Source organism: Azospira restricta (genome assembly GCF_016858125.1).
In the GTDB taxonomy this organism is placed as follows: domain Bacteria; phylum Pseudomonadota; class Gammaproteobacteria; order Burkholderiales; family Rhodocyclaceae; genus Proximibacter; species Proximibacter restrictus.
In genome coordinates, this window is record NZ_CP064781.1 from 646,645 (window position 1) to 666,791 (window position 20,147).

20 protein-coding genes are annotated in these 20,147 nt (G+C 68.6%); 6 read left to right on the forward strand and 14 right to left on the reverse strand.

The genetic code is table 11. From position 1 onward, the window contains the following. The 11 genes from atpG to mnmG all read right to left on the reverse strand — a co-directional run bounded on the left by atpG (nucleotide 1) and on the right by mnmG (nucleotide 9,244). Complete coding sequence (gene atpG / locus IWH25_RS03045) at nucleotides 1-864, reverse strand: F0F1 ATP synthase subunit gamma (protein WP_203387888.1); 864 nt, start codon at nucleotides 862-864, stop codon at nucleotides 1-3. 17 nt (nucleotides 865-881) lie between these two features. Further along, nucleotides 882-2,420 (reverse strand): F0F1 ATP synthase subunit alpha, encoded by a 1,539-nt coding sequence (atpA, locus tag IWH25_RS03050; RefSeq protein WP_203387889.1) that lies wholly within the window; start codon nucleotides 2,418-2,420, stop codon nucleotides 882-884. A gap of 9 nt (nucleotides 2,421-2,429) precedes the next feature. Next, nucleotides 2,430-2,963 carry a F0F1 ATP synthase subunit delta gene (locus IWH25_RS03055; RefSeq protein WP_203387890.1) on the reverse strand — a complete coding sequence of 178 codons (534 nt, stop codon included), beginning with the start codon at nucleotides 2,961-2,963 and terminating at the stop codon, nucleotides 2,430-2,432. Nucleotides 2,964-2,968: 5 nt separating this feature from the next. Next, nucleotides 2,969-3,439 carry a F0F1 ATP synthase subunit B gene (locus tag IWH25_RS03060; RefSeq protein WP_203387891.1) on the reverse strand — a complete coding sequence of 157 codons (471 nt, stop codon included), beginning with the start codon at nucleotides 3,437-3,439 and terminating at the stop codon, nucleotides 2,969-2,971. A 31-nt stretch (nucleotides 3,440-3,470) separates the two neighbouring features. Next, nucleotides 3,471-3,731: a F0F1 ATP synthase subunit C gene (gene atpE, locus IWH25_RS03065; protein ID WP_203387892.1), complete on the reverse strand. Its 261-nt coding sequence runs from the start codon at nucleotides 3,729-3,731 to the stop codon at nucleotides 3,471-3,473. Between the two features lie 61 nt (nucleotides 3,732-3,792). Further along, entirely contained in the window at nucleotides 3,793-4,593 is an 801-nt protein-coding gene (gene atpB / locus IWH25_RS03070) for a F0F1 ATP synthase subunit A (RefSeq protein ID WP_203387893.1), read from the reverse strand. 33 nt (nucleotides 4,594-4,626) lie between these two features. After that, nucleotides 4,627-4,995 (reverse strand): ATP synthase subunit I, encoded by a 369-nt coding sequence (locus IWH25_RS03075; protein ID WP_203387894.1) that lies wholly within the window; start codon nucleotides 4,993-4,995, stop codon nucleotides 4,627-4,629. Between the two features lie 92 nt (nucleotides 4,996-5,087). Further along, complete coding sequence (locus IWH25_RS03080) at nucleotides 5,088-5,921, reverse strand: ParB/RepB/Spo0J family partition protein (protein ID WP_203387895.1); 834 nt, start codon at nucleotides 5,919-5,921, stop codon at nucleotides 5,088-5,090. Next, complete coding sequence (locus IWH25_RS03085; protein ID WP_203387896.1) at nucleotides 5,918-6,715, reverse strand: ParA family protein; 798 nt, start codon at nucleotides 6,713-6,715, stop codon at nucleotides 5,918-5,920. The genes IWH25_RS03080 and IWH25_RS03085 overlap by 4 nt, the downstream gene beginning before the upstream one ends. A 1-nt stretch (nucleotide 6,716) precedes the next feature. Further along, nucleotides 6,717-7,340, reverse strand: coding sequence for a 16S rRNA (guanine(527)-N(7))-methyltransferase RsmG (gene rsmG, locus IWH25_RS03090; RefSeq protein WP_203387897.1), 624 nt, complete (start codon nucleotides 7,338-7,340; stop codon nucleotides 6,717-6,719). Then, complete coding sequence (gene mnmG / locus IWH25_RS03095; RefSeq protein WP_203387898.1) at nucleotides 7,337-9,244, reverse strand: tRNA uridine-5-carboxymethylaminomethyl(34) synthesis enzyme MnmG; 1,908 nt, start codon at nucleotides 9,242-9,244, stop codon at nucleotides 7,337-7,339. Before mnmG ends, rsmG begins: the two co-directional genes overlap by 4 nt. Before the next feature lie 297 nt (nucleotides 9,245-9,541). On the opposite strand from mnmG, the gene fabI reads away from it, so the two are divergent. The 4 genes from fabI (at nucleotide 9,542) to IWH25_RS03115 (ending at nucleotide 12,276) form a co-directional block, all read left to right on the forward strand. Further along, nucleotides 9,542-10,351 (forward strand): enoyl-ACP reductase FabI, encoded by an 810-nt coding sequence (fabI, locus tag IWH25_RS03100; RefSeq protein WP_238998982.1) that lies wholly within the window; start codon nucleotides 9,542-9,544, stop codon nucleotides 10,349-10,351. A 57-nt stretch (nucleotides 10,352-10,408) separates the two neighbouring features. Then, the gene (locus IWH25_RS03105; protein ID WP_203387899.1) at nucleotides 10,409-10,990 is read left to right on the forward strand and encodes a hypothetical protein; all 582 of its coding nucleotides are present in this window, start codon (nucleotides 10,409-10,411) and stop codon (nucleotides 10,988-10,990) included. 19 nt (nucleotides 10,991-11,009) lie between these two features. Further along, a complete protein-coding gene (locus IWH25_RS03110; protein ID WP_203387900.1) occupies nucleotides 11,010-11,492 on the forward strand; it encodes a dual specificity protein phosphatase family protein in 483 nt (160 codons plus the stop codon). A 79-nt stretch (nucleotides 11,493-11,571) separates the two neighbouring features. Then, nucleotides 11,572-12,276, forward strand: coding sequence for a 2-phosphosulfolactate phosphatase (locus IWH25_RS03115; RefSeq protein ID WP_203387901.1), 705 nt, complete (start codon nucleotides 11,572-11,574; stop codon nucleotides 12,274-12,276). Between the two features lie 51 nt (nucleotides 12,277-12,327). Here IWH25_RS03115 and ahpF read toward each other — a convergent pair whose 3' ends face one another. After that, nucleotides 12,328-13,896 (reverse strand): alkyl hydroperoxide reductase subunit F, encoded by a 1,569-nt coding sequence (ahpF, locus tag IWH25_RS03120; protein ID WP_203387902.1) that lies wholly within the window; start codon nucleotides 13,894-13,896, stop codon nucleotides 12,328-12,330. 161 nt (nucleotides 13,897-14,057) lie between these two features. Continuing rightward, nucleotides 14,058-14,627: an alkyl hydroperoxide reductase subunit C gene (gene ahpC / locus IWH25_RS03125; protein WP_203387903.1), complete on the reverse strand. Its 570-nt coding sequence runs from the start codon at nucleotides 14,625-14,627 to the stop codon at nucleotides 14,058-14,060. A 203-nt stretch (nucleotides 14,628-14,830) separates the two neighbouring features. Between ahpC and IWH25_RS03130 the strand changes: the two genes are divergently transcribed. Then, on the forward strand, nucleotides 14,831-17,626 hold the full coding sequence (locus IWH25_RS03130; protein ID WP_203387904.1) for a PAS domain-containing hybrid sensor histidine kinase/response regulator: 2,796 nt from the start codon (nucleotides 14,831-14,833) through the stop codon (nucleotides 17,624-17,626). 58 nt (nucleotides 17,627-17,684) lie between these two features. Further along, complete coding sequence (locus IWH25_RS03135) at nucleotides 17,685-19,373, forward strand: response regulator (protein ID WP_203387905.1); 1,689 nt, start codon at nucleotides 17,685-17,687, stop codon at nucleotides 19,371-19,373. Here IWH25_RS03135 and IWH25_RS03140 read toward each other — a convergent pair. Next, complete coding sequence (locus tag IWH25_RS03140) at nucleotides 19,366-20,145, reverse strand: sulfite exporter TauE/SafE family protein (RefSeq protein ID WP_203387906.1); 780 nt, start codon at nucleotides 20,143-20,145, stop codon at nucleotides 19,366-19,368. The genes IWH25_RS03135 and IWH25_RS03140 overlap by 8 nt on opposite strands. Nucleotides 20,146-20,147 lie beyond the last annotated feature (2 nt).

Here is a 20,147-nt window from a genome sequence, read left to right on the forward strand (position 1 = left end):
TTACACCGCCGCGGCGCCGCCGACGATCTCGGACAGTTCCTTGGTGATCGCGGCCTGGCGCGTCTTGTTATAGACGAGCTTCAGTTCGCCGATCACGTTCTTGGCGTTATCCGATGCCGACTTCATCGCCACCATCCGTGCGCTCTGCTCGGAGGCCATGTTCTCGGCCACCGCCTGGTAGATCAGCGCTTCGACGTAGCGGATCAGCAGGTCGTCGACGACTTCCCTGGCTTCCGGCTCGTAGACATAGTCCCAGTTGGCCTCGGTCGAGCCGACCGCGTCGCCCGACAGGGGCAGCAGCTGCTCGATCACCGGCTCCTGCTTCATCGTGTTGATGAAGCGGGTGTAGCCGATGTAGAGCTGGTCGATCTCGCCCTTGACGAAGGCGTCGAGCTGGACCTTGACCGGTCCGATCAGCTTTTCGAGGTGCGGCGTGTCGCCGAGGCCGGTGACGTGCGAGACCAGCTTGGCGCCGGCGCGCTGCATGAAGCCGAAGCCCTTGTTGCCGATCGCCGTCACCTGGATCGCGGCGCCCTGAGCGTCCCATTCCTTCATGCGCTGCACGGCGAGGCGCAGCACGTTCGAGTTCAGGCCGCCGCACAGACCCTTGTCGGAAGTGACGAGGATCAGGCCGACGGTCTTCACCGACTCGCGCTTGGCGAGGAAGGGGTGCTTGTACTCGGCAATCGCGTGCGACAGGTTCGCCGCCACGCGCCGGATCTTGTCGCCGTAGGGGCGGGCGGCCCGCATCCGATCCTGCGCCTTGCGCATCTTGGATGCGGCCACCATCTCCATGGCCTTCGTGATCTTGCGCGTGTTCTCGACGCTCTTGATCTTGTTGCGAATTTCCTTGCCGCTAGGCATGGCGTTCTCCTAGCCGATCAGGCCCACGTGCCCTTGAACGCCTGGATGCCGGCGGCGAGCTGCTTCTCCGATTCGGCGTCCAGCTCGGCGGTCGACTCCATCTTGTTCAGGAGGTCGGCGCAGTTGGCCTTCAGGTAGCCGATCATCGCCTTTTCGCACTCGAGGGCGCGCTTCACTTCGACGTCGTCGAAGTAGCCCTTGTCCGAGGCGTACAGCGTCACGGCCATTTCCGAGATCGACAGCGGCGCGTACTGCGGCTGCTTCATCAGCTCGGTGACCAGCTTGCCGCGCTCGAGCTGCTTGCGGGTGGCTTCGTCGAGGTCCGAGGCGAACTGCGCGAAGGCCGCCAGTTCGCGGTACTGGGCCAGCGCCAGACGGACGCCGCCGCCGAGCTTCTTGATCAGCTTGGTCTGCGCGGCGCCGCCGACGCGCGACACCGAGATACCGGCGTTGATCGCGGGACGGATACCGGCGTTGAACAGGTCGGTCTCAAGGAAGATCTGGCCGTCGGTAATCGAGATGACGTTGGTCGGAACGAACGCCGAGACGTCGCCGGCCTGCGTTTCGATGACCGGCAGCGCGGTCAGCGAACCGGTCTTGCCCTTGACTTCGCCGTTGGTCAGCTTCTCGACCCATTCTTCCGAGACGCGCGCGGCGCGCTCGAGCAGACGCGAGTGCAGGTAGAAGACGTCGCCCGGGTAGGCTTCGCGGCCCGGCGGGCGGCGCAGCAGCAGCGACACCTGACGGTAGGCCCAGGCCTGCTTGGTCAGGTCGTCGTAAATGATCAGCGCGTCCATGCCGCGGTCGCGGAAGTACTCGCCCATCGTGCACCCGGCGTACGGCGCGATGAACTGCAGCGCGGCCGATTCGGACGCCGACGAGGCGACGACGATGGTGTATTCCATCGCGCCGTGCTCTTCGAGCTTGCGCACGACGTTGGCGATCGTCGAGGCCTTCTGGCCGACGGCGACGTAGATACAGAAGAGGTTCTTGCCCTTCTGGTTGATGATCGTGTCGATGGCGACGGCGGTCTTGCCGGTCTGGCGGTCGCCGATGATCAGCTCGCGCTGGCCGCGGCCGACCGGAACCATCGAGTCGACGCACTTGAGGCCGGTCTGCACCGGCTGCGACACCGACTTGCGCCAGATCACGCCCGGCGCGACCTTTTCGATCTTGTCGGTCAGCTTGGCGTTGATCGGGCCCTTGCCGTCGATCGGCTGGCCCAGCGAGTTGACGACGCGACCGAGCAGCTCGGGGCCGACCGGCACTTCGAGGATGCGGCCCGTGCACTTGACGGTGTCGCCTTCGACGATGTGGCCGTATTCGCCGAGAACGACGGCGCCGACGGAGTCGCGCTCGAGGTTCAGGGCCATGCCGAACGTGTTGCCGGGGAATTCCAGCATTTCGCCCTGCATGACGTCCTGCAGGCCGTGGACACGGCAGATGCCGTCGGTCACGGAAACCACCGTGCCCTGGGTGCGAACTTCACTGCTCGCCTGCAGATTCGAGATCTTGCTCTTGATCAGTTCGCTAATTTCGGATGGATTCAACTGCATGGAAATCTCCTAGTTTTTCAGCGCCACGGCCATCGCCGCGAGCTTGCCGCGCACGGAGGCGTCGAGCGTCTGGTCGCCAACGGTCACCACGATGCCGCCGATCAGGGTCGCATCGACCGTGACCGACAGGTTGAGCTTGCACTTGAAGTGCTTCTCGAGCTCGGGAGTGACTTCCTTGACCTGCGCTTCGGACAGCGGGAAGGCGGAGACGATCTCGCCGTCGCGGGTGCCTTCTTCGGCGCGCTTCATGGTCTCGTAGAGACCGGCAATCTCGGGGAGAACGGTCAGCCGGTCGTTCTGGGCCAACAGCTTGAGCAGGTTGGTCAGACCGTCATCCGCCTTGCCGCATGCCGCGGAGAACAGCTCGACGAGCTGCTCCTGACGCACATTCGGGTTGTCGATGACAGCGGCCACCTCGGCGTTGCCGGCGAAGTTCGCCAGCGCCTCGAGACGGTCGGACCACTGCGCCAGCGCGCCTTTTTCGCGCGCCAGCGAGAACACCGCTTCGGCGTACGGCCGGGCAATGGTGACGGTTTCAGCCATATGCGTTACAGACCTTGCTTGAGCGAACCGAGGATGTCGGCGTGCGCGGCGGCGTTGATTTCCTTCTTCAGGATCTTCTCGGCACCGGCGACGGCCAGCTCGGCCACGCGCTCGCGCAGCTGCTGCTTGGCCCGTTCGACTTCCTGGTCGATCTCGGCCTTGGCGCTGGCGACCACCTTGTCCGCCTCGACCTTGGCTTGACCCTTGGCTTCCTCGACGATCAGCTGCGCGCGCTTTTCGGCGGCGGCGATCACGTCGGAGGCCTTTTCCTTGGCTTCGCGCAGGGCGTCGGCGGAGCGCTTGGCGGCGATCTCCTGCTCCTGCTTGCCGCGCTCGGCGGCGGCGAGGCCTTCGGCGATCTGATGCTGGCGCTCGGCCATCGCCTTTTGCAGCGGCGGCCAGACGTACTTCATCGTGATCCAGATGAAGATCGCGAACCAGATCGCCTGACCAATCAGAGTAGCGTTAATGCTCACGCCAGACTCCTTTCTGTTAGGGACCGGGCGATTACTTGATCAGGGCCAGGAACGGGTTGGCGAACAGGAGGAACAGAGCAATACCGACACCGATCATGGTGACGGCGTCGAGCAGACCGGCAACGATGAACATCTTGACCTGCAGCGTCGGGATCATTTCCGGCTGACGGGCAGCGCCTTCCAGGAAGCGGCCGCCGAGGATGCCGAAGCCGATGGCGGTGCCGAGGGCGCCGGCGCCGATCAGGATGGCAACAGCGATAGCGGTGTTGGAAAGGACGGTTGCGAGTTCCATGTTGACTCCTAAGTTTGGAAAGTAGCGGTTAATTGAAAAGACAGTGTGTGAAGCGAAACCTTTAGTGCGACTCGGACGCCATCGACATGTAGACGATGGTCAGCATCATGAACACGAACGCCTGCAGCGTGATGATCAGGATGTGGAACAGCGCCCAGGGCAGCGCCAGCGGCAGCTGGTAGAGGCCGAGCAGGGCGATCAGGATGAACACCATTTCGCCGGCGTACATGTTGCCGAACAGACGCAGCGCCAGCGAGATCGGCTTGGCGATGTCCTCGACGATGCGGAAGATCAGGTTCACCGGCGCCAGCTTGGCGCCGAACGGGGCGGTGAACACCTCGTGCATGAAGCCGCCGAAGCCCTTCACCTTGAAGTTCATCCACAGCATGATGCAGAACACGCTGATCGACATCGCGAAGGTGAGGTTGGGATCGGTGGTCGGGACGACCTTGAGGTACGGCACGCCGACGGCGGCGGCGGCGATCGGCAGGAAGTCGACCGGGATCAGGTCCATCGCGTTCATCAGGAACACCCAGATGAAGATCGTGATCGCCAGCGGCGTCACCAGCGCGCTCTTGCCGTGGAAGGTGTCGCGCACCTGCTGGTCGACCATGCCGATCACCATCTCGACGAAGTTCTGCCAGCCGCCCGGCACGCCGGCGGTGGCCTTGCTCGCCAGCTTGGCCATCAGGCCGAAGGCGAGCAGGCCGAGCAGGCCGGAAACGACCAGCGTGTCGAGGTGGAAGGTCCAGAAGCCATGGCAGTGGCCGGTGGCATCCTTGGCCGCGTCGGCACAGACGGCCAGGTTGGTCAGGTGGTGTTGGATATAACCTGTAGTGGTCAGGCCGCCTTCAGCGCTCATGATGCTCCCTCAATCCCCTAGAACCGTTGCAGATCAGCGCCTTCTGACCAGCGCCAACCAGTAAATTACGAAGGTCGATGCGTACCCGACGAACAGCGGGATCGGCGCGACGCCCTTGTACACCACGAAGACCAGCGCAAACCCGGCCAGCGTCGCCGCGAACTTGTACGCCTCCCCCGCCGCCTGGCCGCGATAGGCGCGCATCGGGTCCGGCTTGCCGGTCGCGTCGACCGACAGGCGCATGGCTCGCCACACGTAAAGCAGATTGGCTACCACCCCGATGCCGCCCCCGGCAAGCGCCGACAGCGCAGCGTTCGCACCCCCCCACACCGCGGCGACCGCCGCGATCGACAGCGTCAGTGCCACCTGCCAGCCAATGATCCAGCGGACTTGCGGATGCAAGGAATGCTCCGACCAAAACCGCGGCAGTCTATCCGACTCTTCTACATGAGTCAAATTTTGCTGCGGTGCACATAGTACTTATACGTAGCCGGCTATCGTAGCCGAGCCAGCAGGCCTTCCAACTGATCCAGATCAGAAAAATCGATCGTCAGCTTGCCGGCGCCCTTGCGGTTGGCCTTGATCACAACGCTGGCGCCGAGCGCGTCGGAAAGCTCCTCCTGCAGACGCAGCAGGTCGCGGTCCGGTTTCGGCGGCAGCTTCGCCGACGGCGGCGCCATTTCGCGCTGTACCAGGCGCTCCGCCTCGCGCACCGACAGGCCCTTCTGCGCGATGCGCTGCGCCAGCTGCACCTGCAAGCCGTTGGCCAGCGGCAGCAGCGCGCGGGCATGGCCCATGTCGATGGCGCCGGCCATCAGCAGGTCCTGCACCGGCTGCGCCAGCTGCAGCAGGCGCAGCAGGTTCGACGCCGCCGGGCGCGAACGGCCGACCGCGTCGGCCGCCTGCTGGTGCGTCATCGCGAACTCGTCGACCAGGCGCTGCAGGCCGAGCGCCTCCTCGAGCGGGTTCAGGTTCTCGCGCTGGATGTTCTCGATCAGCGCCATCGCCAGCGCCGCGTCGTCGGGGATCTCGCGGATCAGCGTCGGCACCTCGCCGAGGCCGGCCAGCTGCGCGGCGCGCCAGCGGCGTTCGCCGGCGATGATCTCGTAGCGGTCGGACGCCACCGGCCGCACCAGGATCGGCTGCATCAGCCCCTGCGCGCGGATCGACGCCGCCAGTTCGTCGAGCGAGGCCGGGTCCATCTGCGTGCGCGGCTGGTACTTGCCCGGCTGCAGCGCGCTCACCGGCAGCGAGCGCTGCACTTCCTTCTTCGCCTCGTCGCCGGCGAGCAGCGCGTCGAGGCCGCGGCCGAGTCCCTTCATTCTCATGCCAGCGCTCCCTGTTGGCTGGTCGCGACCTTGCCGTCGCGGCGGTCCAGCATCTCCTGCGCCAGCTGCAGGTAGGCCTGGGCACCCTTCGACGCGCGGTCGAAGGCGATCACCGGCTTGCCGTAGGACGGCGCCTCGGCCAGCCGCACGTTGCGCGGAATGATGCTCTGGTAGACCTTGTCGCCGAAGTGGCTCTCGAGCTCGCCCGAAACCTGCTGCATCAGCGTCATGCGCGGGTCGTACATGGTGCGCAGCAGCCCTTCGATCTGCAGCACCGGATTGAGGTTGGCGCGCACCTTCCGCAGCGTCGTCACCAGGTCGGTCAGCCCTTCCAGCGCGTAGTACTCGCACTGCATCGGGATCATCACCGCCTCGGCGGCGACCAGCCCGTTCACGGTCAGCATGTTCAGCGCCGGCGGGCAGTCGAGCAGCACGAAGTCGTACTGCTCGCCGGCGGCGTCGAGCGCGTCGCGCAACCGGTATTCGCGGTTGTCGAGTTCGATCAGCTCGACCTCGGCGCCGGCCAGCTCGCGGTTGGCGGGCAGGATGTCGAAGCCGAATTCGGTGCGGATGCGCGCCTCGTCCAGCGTCGAGCGCCCGATCAGGATCTGGTACACGGTCGGCAGCGCCTCGCGCTTCATGACGCCGCAGCCGGTGGTCGCGTTGCCCTGCGGGTCGAGGTCGATCATCAGCACGCGCTGGCCGAGGGCGGCGAGGCTCGCCGACAGGTTCACCGCGGTCGTGGTCTTGCCCACGCCGCCCTTCTGATTAGTCACCGCCAGCACTTTGGCCACGTCATCGCTCCCTGATTACGACCAGATGGCGCTCGCCATCCACGCCCGGCACGTCCAGCCGGTGCACCGCCGCCACCGCGACGTCAGCCGGCAGTTTATTCATTTCCGCGTCCGGGCGAACCCCCTTCATCGCCAGCCACGCCCCGCCGGGCGCCAGCAGGTGGCGGGTCAGCGCGACGAAATCGGCCAGCTCGGCGAAGGCGCGCGAGGTGATCGCGGCGAACGGCGCCGCCGGCGCGAAGGTCTCGACGCGGGCGGTGACCACCTGCACGTTCTTCAGCCCCAGCTCGATCGCCGCCTGCTGCAGGAAGGCGGTCTTCTTGCTGTTGCTGTCCACCAGCGTCACCGCCAGCTCCGGCCGCGCGATCGCCAGCGGGATGCCGGGCTGGCCGCCGCCGCTGCCGACGTCGAGCAGGCTGGCGGCATCGACGTAGGGCAGGATCGCCAGCGAGTCGAGCAGGTGGTGGCTGACCGCCAGCGCCGGGTCGCGCAGCGCGGTCAGGCTGTAGGTGCGGTTCCACTTTTCGAGGAAGGCGGCGTAAGCCAGCAGCTGCGCCTGCACCGTCGCCGGCAGCGCGATGCCGAGAGCCCGCAGCCCGTCCGCGAGTTGCTGCTCGCGGCTCATGCGGATTTTTTCTCGCCGCCGCCGAGGCGCTTCAGATGCACCAGCAGGATCGAGATCGCCGCCGGCGTGATGCCCTGGATGCGCGAGGCCTGGCCGACCGTCTGCGGCCGCTGCTGCGCGAGCTTCTGCTGCACTTCCTTGGACAGCCCCGGTACCGCCGCGTAGTCGAGCCCGGCCGGCAACGGCGTTTCCTCCTGCGCCAGGTTGCGCTCGACCTCCTCCTGCTGGCGGTCGATGTAGCCCTGGTACTTGGCCTGGATCTCGACCTGCTCGATCGCCTGCGGATCGGTCAGCGGCCCACTCGTACCCTCGCCGGCAGCGCCCGGCAGCGTCAGCAGCGCCGCGTAGCTGACGTCGGGCCGGCGCAGCAGGTCGAACAGCGTGTATTCGCGCTCGATGCCCTTGCCCAGCACGCGCTCGGCGTCGGCCGCCGGCAGCGTCTGCGGCCGCACCCAGGTCGACTTGAGCCTTTCCTGTTCGGCGGCGATCGCATCGCGCTTGCGGTTGAAGGCGTCCCAGCGCGCGTCGTCGACCAGCCCGAGCTCGCGCCCCTTTTCGGTCAGGCGCAGGTCGGCGTTGTCCTCGCGCAGCGAGAGGCGGTATTCGGCGCGGCTGGTGAACATCCGGTACGGCTCGGAGACGCCGCGCGTGATCAGGTCGTCGACCAGCACGCCGAGGTAGGCCTCGTCGCGGCGCGGGCTCCACGCCCCGCGTTCCTGTACGTAGCGCGCGGCGTTGGCGCCGGCCAACAGGCCCTGCGCGGCGGCTTCCTCGTAGCCGGTGGTGCCGTTGATCTGGCCGGCGAAGAACAGGCCGCGGATGGCCTTGGTCTCGAACGAGGACTTCAGCCCGCGCGGGTCGAAGTAGTCGTACTCGATCGCATAGCCGGGGCGCAGGATGTGGCAGTGCTCGAGCCCCTTGATCGAACGCACGATCGCCAGCTGCACGTCGAAGGGCAGCGAGGTCGAGATGCCGTTCGGGTAGATCTCGTGCGTCGTCAGCCCTTCCGGTTCGAGGAAGATGTTGTGGCTGTCCTTGGCCGCGAAGCGGTGGATCTTGTCCTCGATCGACGGGCAGTAGCGCGGCCCGACGCCCTCGATGACGCCGGTGTACATCGGCGAGCGGTCGAGGTTGTCGCGGATGATCTGGTGCGTGCGCTCGTTGGTCTGGGTTACCCAGCACGGCAGCTGCTGTGGATGCTGCGCGGCGTTGCCGAGGTAGGAGAAGACCGGCAGCGGATCGTCCGAGTGCTGTTCCTCCATCACCGAGAAGTCGATTGTCTTGCCGTCCAGCCGCGGCGGCGTGCCGGTCTTCAGCCGGCCGACCGGCAGCTTGAGTTCGCGCAGGCGCGCGGCGAGCGACACCGACGGCGGATCGCCCATGCGGCCGCCGGTGTAGTTCTGCAGGCCGACGTGGATCAGGCCGTTCAAGAAGGTGCCGGCGGTGAGCACGACCGCGCGCGCGTCGAAGCGGATGCCCAACTGCGTTACCGCGCCGGCGATGCGCTCGCCGTCGACGATCAGGTCGTCGCAGGCCTGCGCGAAGATGGTCAGGTTCGGCTGGTTCTCCAGCCGCGTACGGATCGCCTGCTTGTACAGCACGCGGTCGGCCTGCGCGCGGGTGGCGCGCACCGCCGGGCCCTTCGAGCTGTTGAGGATGCGGAACTGGATGCCGGCCTCGTCGGTGGCGGCGGCCATCGCCCCGCCCAGCGCGTCGACCTCCTTCACCAGGTGGCCCTTGCCGATGCCGCCGATCGACGGATTGCAGCTCATCGCGCCGAGCGTGTCCATGTTGTGCGTCAGCAGCAGCGTGCGCTGCCCCATGCGCGCGGCGGCGAGCGCCGCCTCGGTGCCGGCATGGCCGCCACCGACAACAATCACATCGAAACGCTCGGGATACCGCATGCGGACGACCAGCTCGAGAAAACGCGGGAAAGGGGCTGGATTCTACGCCAGTTGGCTGAAAAATAACAGGTTTTTGTCCTTTTTCCGACGCCGGCGGGAGAATGCCTCAGCCCGTGCTGCATTGCAGCGAACCGGAGGTCGCGCGGCGCGCGGGATTTGCGCTAGATCAAGAGTAAAACGGCGCCGATGCAGGAAAATCATCGGATGCTGCGGCGCAACAACCACGTTTTCAGGGCGTTGCGCAGCGCCCGCCCCCGCCGCGCCGCAGCGAATCGAACCCGCGCAAGGAAGAACCGCATGAACAGCATGACCGAAAACGCCGCCCTCGAACGCTCCGACCTGCTGCTGCCGCTTGCCGGCAAGAAGGGTCTGATCACCGGCATCGCCAACGACAAGTCGATCGCCTACGCCGTCGCCAAGGCGGTGCGCGGGCTCGGCGCCGAGATCGCCCTGACCTACCAGAACGACAAGACCGCAAAGTACACGCAGCCGCTGGCCGAGGCGCTCGGCGCCCGCCTCTTCGAGAAGCTCGACGTCAGCCAGCCGGGCAGCCTAGAAGGCGTCATCGAGAAGTGCGGCGCCGAATTCGGCGAGATCGACTTCGCCATCCATTCGATGGCCTTCTGCAACGCCGACGACCTGCACGGCCGCGTCATCGACACCAGCGAACAAGGCTTCGACGCGGCGATGAACGTCTCCTGCCACAGCTTCCTGCGCATGGCGAAGGCGCTCGAGCCGCTGATGGCGCACGGCGGCTCGCTGATCACGATGTCCTACCTCGGCGCCGAGCGCGTCGTCCGCAACTACGGCGTGATGGGCATCATCAAGGCGGCGCTCGAGTCGGCGGTCCGCTACATGGCCTACGACCTCGGCCCGAAGGGCATCCGCGTCTTCGCCGTGTCGCCCGGCCCGATCATGACGCGCGCCGCCTCCGGCATCGCCAACTTCAACCAGCTGCTCGAAGCCGACGCGGTCAAGGCGCCGCTCGGCCGCACGGTGACGATCGAGGAAGTCGGCGCGCTGACCGCCTTCCTGTGCACGCCGGGTTCGTCCGGCATGACCGGGCAGACGATCTACGTCGACGCCGGCGCGCACATCGTCGCCTAATCGCGGGGCGGGCGCCGCGGCGCCCGCCACAGCCCACGCACCCGGCCGGAGTCGGAGATGAACGACGAAACCCGCGGCACGCTGATCCCCGATCCGGTCCCGGATCACCCGCTGTTGAACGGCCGCCGCGAAATCGGCCGCGGCGAGAACACCATCGTCCTCGACGGCGACTGCGTCGACGGCCAGGAACGCGTGTTCAAGCTGCTCTCGTCGCCGACCGACTACGCCTACTACACCGCGCCGGACCGCCCGACCGGCCGCCACTTCCCGGTGGTCTTCGCCGACCACGGCACGGTCGGCCGCTCCAGCCGCGGCTTCCCGTTCCACATCGTCGAGGTCGAGAAGCTCTATCCGCTGCCCGGCAACGACGAGACGTCGGCGCTGGCGACGCGGATCTCGACCTCGTACTTCGACGCCTGCCTGATGTGGCGCAACCTGGCGCAGGACATGGGGCGCATCGCGCTGCATCACCTGGTGGTGACGCCGATGGGCTGGAGCGAGGCGCTGCACGAATCGCTGCGCGCGCTGGAAGGCTTCGCCGGCGAGTACGACGCGCTGCCCGATCTGATCAAGGCCGACAACCTGATGATGCGCAAGGACGGCACGCTGGTCTTCTCCGACCCCGTGTTCATGGAATAGCCCCCGCCCCGAGCTCCCGATGACCATCAACCACGTTTTCTTCGCCTCGCGCGAACTCGCCGAATCGCTGGCCGGCAACCCCTACATGGCGGTGATCTCGATCACCGATCCGGGCGCGCCGGCGGCGAGCCTCGACCCACTGTTCCAGCACGTGCTGCGCCTGTCCTTCTTCGACGCGGCGCCGGCCGACGAGTACACGCCGACGCCGCCGGGGATGTTCAACCATGCCGTCGCGCGGCGCATCGACGACTTCGTTCGCCGCCTGCACGCGGCACCGTTCGCGATCTCGGTGCTGGTGCATTGCGAGGCCGGCGTCAGCCGCTCGGCGGCGGTTGCGCTGTTCGTCGAGGCGGCCACCGGCGCCCCGCTGCAGGCGCGGGAATTCGCCTACGAAGCCAATCCCTGGGTGCTCGACCGCCTGCTGGCGCTGCGCCCCGGCCTGCAGATCGACGTGCCGCTCGCGGGCGACGCGCACGAACGGCGCCGGCGACAGCGCGCCTGAGCGCCCGCCGGCTGCGCCCGGGTGGCCGCCGGCGGGCGGCCATGGCATGCTAGGCGAAAGACCAACGCCCGCCGCCGCGATGCGCACCCGCCGCCTCTATCTCAACCGCCTCGACCCGAGCCCGGGACACGCCGACGACGGCGTCGTCGTCGTCATCGACGTGCTGCGCTCGTTCTCGACCGCCGCCTACGCCTTCGCCGCCGGCGCGCGCGCGATCCATCCGGTGGAAACGGTCGCCGAGGCGCTCGCGCTGCACCGCCTGCTGCCGGAGGCGCTGACCACCGGCGCCGTCGCCGGCGGCGACCCGGTGCCCGGCTTCGACTACGGCAATTCGCCGTCGCGGCTGGCCGGCGCCGACCTGCGCGGCAAGGAGCTGATCCAGACCACCGCTGCCGGCGTCCGCGGCCTGTTGCGCTTCGCGCACGCGCGCGCCGCCTACGCCGGCAGCCTGGTCTGCGCGGCGGCGACGGCGGCGGCGATCCGTCGGCAGGCGCCGGAACAGGTGACGCTGCTGGTCACCGGCGAATGGGTGGACCGCGACGGCGACGAGGACGCCGCCTGCGCCGACTATCTGGAAGCGCTGCTGCACGGCGAAACGCCCGACCCGCGGCCGTTCGAGCAGCGCGTCCGCGACTCCGACTTCGGCCGCCGCTTCGCCGCCGGCAACAATCCGAGCCTGCCGCCGGCCGATCTCGAGCTGTGCGCGCAGGCCGACCGCTTCGACTTCGCGATGCCGGTGGTGCGCCGCGGCGAGCGCCTCGTGCTGCTGCCGGCAGCGCCATAGGCAAAACGGCCGCCCGCAGGCGGCCGTCATTGCGCCCGGACGCGGCGCCGTTCAGGCCGCGACCGCCGCCGGCAGCGAGCTGCGGATCAGGTGGTCGAAGGCGCCGAGCGAGGCGGTGGCGCCGGCGCCCATGGCGATGATGATCTGCTTGAACGGCACCGTCGTCGCGTCGCCGGCGGCGAAGACGCCGGGCAGCGAGGTCTGGCCGCGCGCGTCGATCTCGATCTCGCCGTGCTTCGACAGCGCGAGCGTACCCTTCAGCCAGTCGGTGTTCGGCAGCAGGCCGATCTGCACGAAGACGCCTTCGAGCTCGATGCGCTTGGTCTCGCCGCTGGCGCGGTCCTTGTAGGAGAGCGCATTCACCTTGCCGCCGTCGCCGTGCACCTCGGTCGTCTGCGCCTGCTTGATGACGGTGACGTTGGCCAGGCTGTACAGCTTCTTCTGCAGCACCGCATCGGCGCGCAGCGCGTCGGCGAATTCGAGCAGCGTGACGTGGCCGACGATGCCGGCGAGGTCGATCGCCGCCTCGACGCCGGAGTTGCCGCCGCCGATCACCGCGACGCGCTTGCCCTTGAACAGCGGGCCGTCGCAGTGCGGGCAGTAGGCCACGCCCTGGCCGCGGTACTCGCGCTCGCCGGGCACGTTCATCTCGCGCCAGCGCGCACCGGTGGCGACGATCACGCTCTTCGCCTTGAGCACCGCGCCGCTCGCGGTGCGCACTTCATGGAAGCGCTCGCCCGGGATCAAGGCCTCGGCGCGCTGCAGGTTCATGATGTCGACCTCGTACTCGCGCACGTGCTGCTCGAGCCCGGCGGCGAGCTTCGGGCCGTCGGTGGCCTTGACCGAGATGAAGTTCTCGATCGCCATGGTATCCAGCACCTGGCCGCCGAAGCGCTCGGCGAGCACGCCGGTGCGGATCCCCTTCCTCGCCGCGTAGATCGCCGCTGCCGCGCCGGCCGGGCCGCCGCCGACGACCAGCACGTCGAACGCTTCCTTGGCGGCAAGCTTCTCGGCCGCGCGCTGCTCGGCGCCGACATCCAGCCTGGCGACGATCTCCTCGATCGTCATCCGGCCCTGACCGAAGGGTTCGCCGTTGAGGAAGACGGTCGGCACGGCCATGATCTTCCGCGCCTCGACCTCGCGCTGGAACAGCGCACCGTCGATCATCGCGCTGGTCGCCTGCGGATTGAGCACGGCGATCAGGTTCAGCGCCTGCACCACGTCCGGGCAGTTGTGGCAGGACAGCGAGATGAAGGTCTCGAACCTGAACTCGCCGTCGAGCGCCTCGATCTGCGCGATCACCTCCGGCGCCACCTTCGGCGGGTGGCCGCCGGTCTGCAGCAGCGCCAGCACCAGCGAGGTGAACTCGTGGCCCATCGGGATGCCGGCGAACTCGATGCGTGCCGCCTCGCCCGGCCGGCCGACGGCGAACGACGGTGTCCGGGTCGCCGTGCCGTCCTCGCGCACGCTGACCTTCGCCGACAGCGAGGCGATGTCGTGCAGCAGTTCGCGCATCTCCTGCGCCGCGGCGCTGGCGTCGAGCGAGGCGACCAGTTCGATCGGCTGCTGCAGGCGTTCGAGGTAGGCGGCGAGTTGCTGCTTGATGGCGGCGTCGAGCATGGGGTTCTCCCTTCGATGGTTCGTTTGGTCGATTGACGACTGCACTGCAAAGGCGCCGACGGGCGGTACTGCGTCGGCGGGGTTGGGGAGCGAAGGACTTCCCGCCGGCGCCTTTGCGCTGCACTCCCGGCCGGCGGCCGGGAGCGGGTGCTACGGCCGGCTTAGATCTTGCCGACCAGGTCCAGCGACGGCGCCAGGGTCTTCTCGCCCGGGGTCCACTTGGCCGGGCAGACTTCGCCCGGGTGCGAGGCGACGTACTGCGCGGCCTGGATCTTGCGCTTCAGTTCCTTGGCATCGCGGCCGATGCCGAGGTCGTGGATCTCGCAGACCTTGATCACGCCTTCCGGGTTGATGACGAAGGTGCCGCGCAGCGCCAGGCCCTCTTCCTCGATCATCACGCCGAAGTTGCGGGTGATCGCGCCGGTCGGGTCGCCGATCATCGGGTAGCGGATCTTCCGGATCGTCTCCGACGCGTCGTGCCAGGCCTTGTGCGTGAAGTGGGTGTCGGTCGACACCGAGTACACCTCGACGCCCATGTCCTTCAGCGCGGCGTATTCGTCGGCGAGGTCGCCGAGCTCGGTCGGGCAGACGAAGGTGAAGTCGGCCGGGTAGAAGAAGACCACGGACCACTTGCCCTTGAGGTCGGCCTCGCTGACCGGCACGAACTTGCCGTTGTGGTAGGCGGTGGCCTTGAAGGGCTTGATTTCGGTGTTGATCAGGGAAACGCTCATGTTTATCTCCTTGGGTTGAAGTGGAAGCAACGGTGCCCATGCTACGGACCGGGCGACCATTGATCCAATTGATATTTAGAATATTGTCGATAGTCAATGGCTATTATTAGACACTCCGGCACTGATTGGGCGCGACGGCCGCCTGCTCTATCATGTCGCCGGGCATGCCCGCCGCCGGCGGGCGTTTTCGTTCAGGGGAATCGATGGCGGTAGTGCTTGCGTGGGCCGTGCTGGCGACCGCAGTCGCCGGCTGGGCGCTGTGGCGGATGCGGCAGGCGGCGGCGCGCCACGCCGCCGAGACGGCCAGCGTGCAGGACGCGCTGCGCAAGCTGTCGCAGGCGATCGAGCAGACCGAAACCTCGGTCGTGATCACCGACGTCGGCGGCCGCATCGAGTACGTCAATCCCTGCTTCACCCGCGTCACCGGCTACACGCTCGACGAGGTGCGCGGCCGCACGCCGGCGCTGATCCAATCCGGGCAGACGACGCCCGCGACCTACGCCACGCTGTGGCAGACCATCCTCGGCGGCGGCACCTGGCGCGGTGAATTCGTGAACCGGCGCAAGGACGGCTCGCTTTTTTCCGAGTTCGCGATCATCTCGCCGGTCCGCGACGAGGCCGGCACGATCACCCATTTCGTCGCGGTCAAGGAGGAGATCAGCGAACTGCGTCGCGCCGAGAAGGCGCTACGCGAAAGCGAGCGCATCCTGCGTGCGGCGATCGACGCGATCGACGAAGCCTTCGTCGTCTACGACGCCGACGACCGGCTGCTCTTCTGCAACGAGAAGTACCGCGAGACCTACGCGCTGTCGGCCGACCTGATCGTGCCGGGAAATCGCTTCGAGGACATCCTGCGCGTCGGCGCCGAGCGCGGCCAGTACGCCGCCGCGCGTGGCCGCGTCGCGGACTGGGTCGCCGAGCGGCTGGCCGCGCACCGCCGCGGCGACAGCGTGGTCGAGCAGAAGCTCGGCGACGGCCGCTGGCTGCGCATCGTCGAACGCAAGACGCCGGAGGGCTACACGGTCGGCTTCCGCGTGGACATCACCGAGCTCAAGCTGGTGCAGCAGGCCGCCGAGGCGGCCAGCCGGGCCAAGGGCGAGTTCCTCGCCAACATGAGCCACGAGATCCGGACGCCGATGAACGCCATTCTCGGCATGCTGCAGCTGGCGCTCGACAGCGACGAACCCGTCCGCACGCAGGACTTCCTGCGTAAGGCCAACCAGGCGGCGACCTCGCTGCTCGAGATCGTCAACGACGCGCTCGACTACTCGAAGATCGAGGCCGGGCGGCTCGACCTCGAGCGCCTGCCGTTCGCGCTCGACGACGTGCTGCGCGCGGTCGCCGACCTCGCCGGCAGCCATGTTGCGGCGCGCGAGCTCGAACTGCTCTTCGACATCGCGCCGGACATTCCGCCGACGCTGGTCGGCGATCCGCTGCGCCTGCGCCAGGTGCTGCTCAACCTCGTCGGCAACGCCGCCAAGTTCACCGAACACGGCGAGATCACCGTCCACGCCGAGCCGCTGCTGCGCGTCGGCGGCGATGTCGTGCTGCGCTTCGCGGTCCGCGACACCGGCATCGGCATCGCGCCCGAGCAGCAGGTGCGGCTGTTCGAGCCGTTCACGCAGGCCGACTCGACGACCACCCGGCAATACGGCGGCACCGGCCTCGGCCTGGCGATCTCGCGCCGCCTGGTCGAACTGATGGGCGGCAGCATCGGCGTCGTCAGCGAGCCCGGGTTGGGCAGCACGTTCTGGTTCACCGTCCGCATCGGCGTCGGCGCGACGGCCGGGGACGCGGTGGCAGCGGCCGCCTGCGCCGGCCGGCACGTACTGCTCGTCGACGCCAACACGCTGGCGCGCACGACGCTCGCTGACCAGTTGCGGCAGCTCGGCGCCGAGGTCGCCGCCTTCGCCGACGGCGCGATGGCGCTCGCCGCGCTCGCCGACGGCGCGCCCTGCGACCTGCTGCTGCTCGACAACGCGCTGCCCGACGGCGGCGGCCTCGGCGTCGCCGCCCGCTGCGCCGCCGCGGCGCGGCCGCGTACGATCCTGGTCACCGCCTTCGCCGACTTCGTGCGCAGTGAGGACCTCCGCCGCGCCGGCATCGCCGGCGTGCTGCAGAAGCCGTTTACGCCGGGCCAGCTGCGCGCGGCCATCGACCGCGCGCTGGCCGGCGACGGCGTGCCCATCGCGGCCGGCGAGGCGCCGCCGCCGGCCGTCGAACGCGGCGACGCGCTGGCCGGCGCCCGCGTGCTGCTGGTCGAGGACAACCGGCTGAACCAGGAGGTCGCACTCAACTTCCTGAAGCGCAGCGGCCTGCAGGTCGACCTCGCCGAGAACGGCCGGGAGGCGCTCGAACGCCTCGCCGCCGGCCGCTACGACGCGGTGCTGATGGACTGCCAGATGCCGCTGATGGACGGCTACGAGGCGACGCGGCGGATCCGCGCGACACCCGGTCTGGAAAAGCTGCCGGTGATCGCGATGACCGCGCACGCGATGAGCGGCGATCGCGAACGCTCGCTCGCCGCCGGCATGAACGACCACCTGACGAAACCGATCGACCTGCGCGAACTGAACCGCACGCTGCAGCGCTGGCTGCGCCGCGCCGCCGGCAGCGAGGCCGCGCCGGCGGCCGCCGGCGATCCGCTCGCGGCGCTGGCCGGCTTCGATACGCGCGGCGCGCTGGCGCGCACCGGCGGCGACCTCGACACCTACCGCATGATCCTCGAAGTGTTCGCCGCCGACGAGGCCGACTTCGGTGCGCGCTTCGCCGCGGCGCGGGCCGCCGGTGCCGACGATGAGGCGCTCCGCCTCGCCCATACGCTGAAGGGGCTGGCGGCGACCGCCGGCGCGACGGCGCTCGCCGACGCCGCACGCGCGCTCGAGCAGGCCTGCCGCGACGGCGCCGGCACGGCGGCGATCGGGCCGTTGCAGCAGCGCACCGCCGACCGGCTGCACGACGCGGTCGCCGCGATCCGCAGCTACCTCGGCGCCGGCTAGGCGCGGCCACGCCCGGCCGCCGCTTGTCACCGGGGAGCGCATCGCTTACCTTTGGCTGATGGCCTCCCTCGACGACTTCGGTACCGACGAGCTGTCGCAGCGCTTGCAGAAGGAACTGCCGCGCAAGCGCGTGCTGATCGTCGACCGCCATCCGGCGGCGCGCGACGCGCTGCGCCTGATGCTGTCCGCGCTCGGCGTCACCAACGTCACCGGCGCCGGCAGCTCGGCGGAGGTGCTGCGCCAGGTGAAGGCGAGCACCTTCGACATCATCCTCTCCGACTACGTCCTCGACGACGGCCGCGACGGCCAGCAGCTGCTCGAGGAGCTGCGCCAGCAGCACCTGATCCCGCTCGGCACGGTGTTCATGGTGATCACCAGCGAGCGCGGCTACCACAACGTGATCTCGGTCGCCGAGCTGGCGCCCGACGACTACGTGATCAAGCCGTTCACCTCCGAGCAGCTGCAGGCCCGGATCCTGAAGGCGGTGTTCAAGAAGAACTTCTTCGCGCCGGTCTACCAGAAGCTCGACCAGGGCGCCTACATCGGCGCGCTCAACGCGTGCGACCGGCTGCTCGCCAACACGTCGCCGTTCGAGCTCGACGTGCTGCGGCTGAAGGGCGAGATCCTCAATGCGCTCGGCCGCCACGACGAGGCCGAGGCGATCTACCGCGACGTGCTGGCGCGCAAGTCGGTGCCGTGGGCGCGCATGGGGCTGGCCTTCGCGCTGCGCGGGCGCAAGTCGCTCGACGAGGCGGAGACGCTGGCGCAGCAGGTGGTCGACGAGTTCCCGCAATACCTCTCGGCCTACGACTTCCTCGCCGGCGTGCAGGAAGAAAAGGGGCGGCTGGAAGCGGCGCAGGCGGTGCTGCAGCAGGCGGCGACGCTGTCGCCGAACAACGCCGGGCGGCAGCGCGTGGTCGGCGACGTGGCGATGCGCAACGGCGACCTCGACGCCGCCGAGAAGGCCTACGGCAAGGTACTCGAGCGGCATCGCGGCTCGTCGCTGCGGCAGGTCGACGACTACGCCAACCTGTCGCGGGTGATGCTCGACAAGGGGCAGACGGCCGGCGCCCGCCAGCTCATCCAGGAGTTGAAGCGCGACTGGCGCGGCAGCAGGCAGGGCGAGTACGCGGCGGCGGTGATGGACAGCCTCTGCCTGCAGGCCGAGGGCGAGCCGGAGAAGGCGCGCGCGGCGGTCGCCGAGGCGCTGCGGCTGCACGAGGCGCTTGAGCGCGACGGCGATCCGGCGAAGCCGATCTCGCACAAGATCGCCGTCGATCTCGCGCAGGCCTGCCTCGCCGCCGGCGACGGCGATGCGGCGCAGACGATCATGAAGAAGGTGGCGGCGGAGAACAACGACAACCGGCACGTCCTCGCCCGCATCGAGGGCGTCTTCGCGCGCACCGGCAACGAGGACGCCGGCCGCGCGCTGCTCGACCAGGTCAACCGCGAGATCGTCGAGCTCAATAACCGCGGCGTGCTCGCCGCGCGCAGCGGCGACCTCGAGGAATCGGTCCGGCTGCTGGTCGACGCCGCCGAGGCGGTGCCCAGCCTGCAGTTCCTGGTCAACGCGGCAAAGGCGATCAGTGCATTGATGGACCAGCAGGGCTGGCGCGACGAGCTCGCCGAGCAGGCGCAGCGCTACCTGCAGCAGGCGCGCGCGCGCGACCCGCGCGACTGGCGCGTGCTCTCCGGCAAGGAAGCCCTGCAGCGCGTCGCCGGCAAGTACGGCAAGCGGATCAGCTGAAGGTATCCCAGGCGAACTTCAGGATCAGCAGCGAGACGACGGCGAGGAAGACCTGGCGCACGAAGCCGCTGCCGTGCTTCAGTGCGAGGTGGGTGCCGGCGAGCGAGCCGCCGACGTTGGCGAGCGCCATCGCCGCCGCGGTGATCCACAGCAGGTGGCCGTTCGGCGCGAAGTAGGCGAGCGCGGCGAGGTTGGTGGCGACGTTCACCACCTTCGCCGCGGCCGACGCGTGCAGGAAGTCGAAGCCGAAGAAGCGGATGAACAGGAAGATCAGGAAGCTGCCGGTGCCGGGACCGAAGAAGCCGTCGTAGAAGCCGATCACGCCGCCGAGCAACACCGCGTAGAGGAGTTCCCGGTGCCCGGAGTGCTGCGGCCCGTGCACCGCGCCGAAGTCCTTCTTGATGAAGGTATAGACCGCGGCGCCGACCAGCAGTACGAGGATCAGCGGCCGCAGCAGCTCGCGCGGCAGCCAGGCCACCGCCATCGCGCCGAGGTAGGAACAGGCGAAGGCGGCGAGCGCCGCCGGCAGCGTCGTCCGCCACGGCATCGCGACGCGGCGCGCGTAGCGCCAGGCGGCGTTGCTCGTGCCGAAGACGCTGGCGAACTTGTTGGTGCCGAACAGCGTCGCCGGCGCGTGCTGCGGCAGCACCGTGAACAGCGCCGGGATCTGGATCAGGCCGCCGCCGCCGACGACCGAATCGATGAAGCCGGCGGCGAAGGCAGCGACCGCGAGCAGCGCGACAAGGCTCAGTTCCGGCGATTCGGCGATCATCA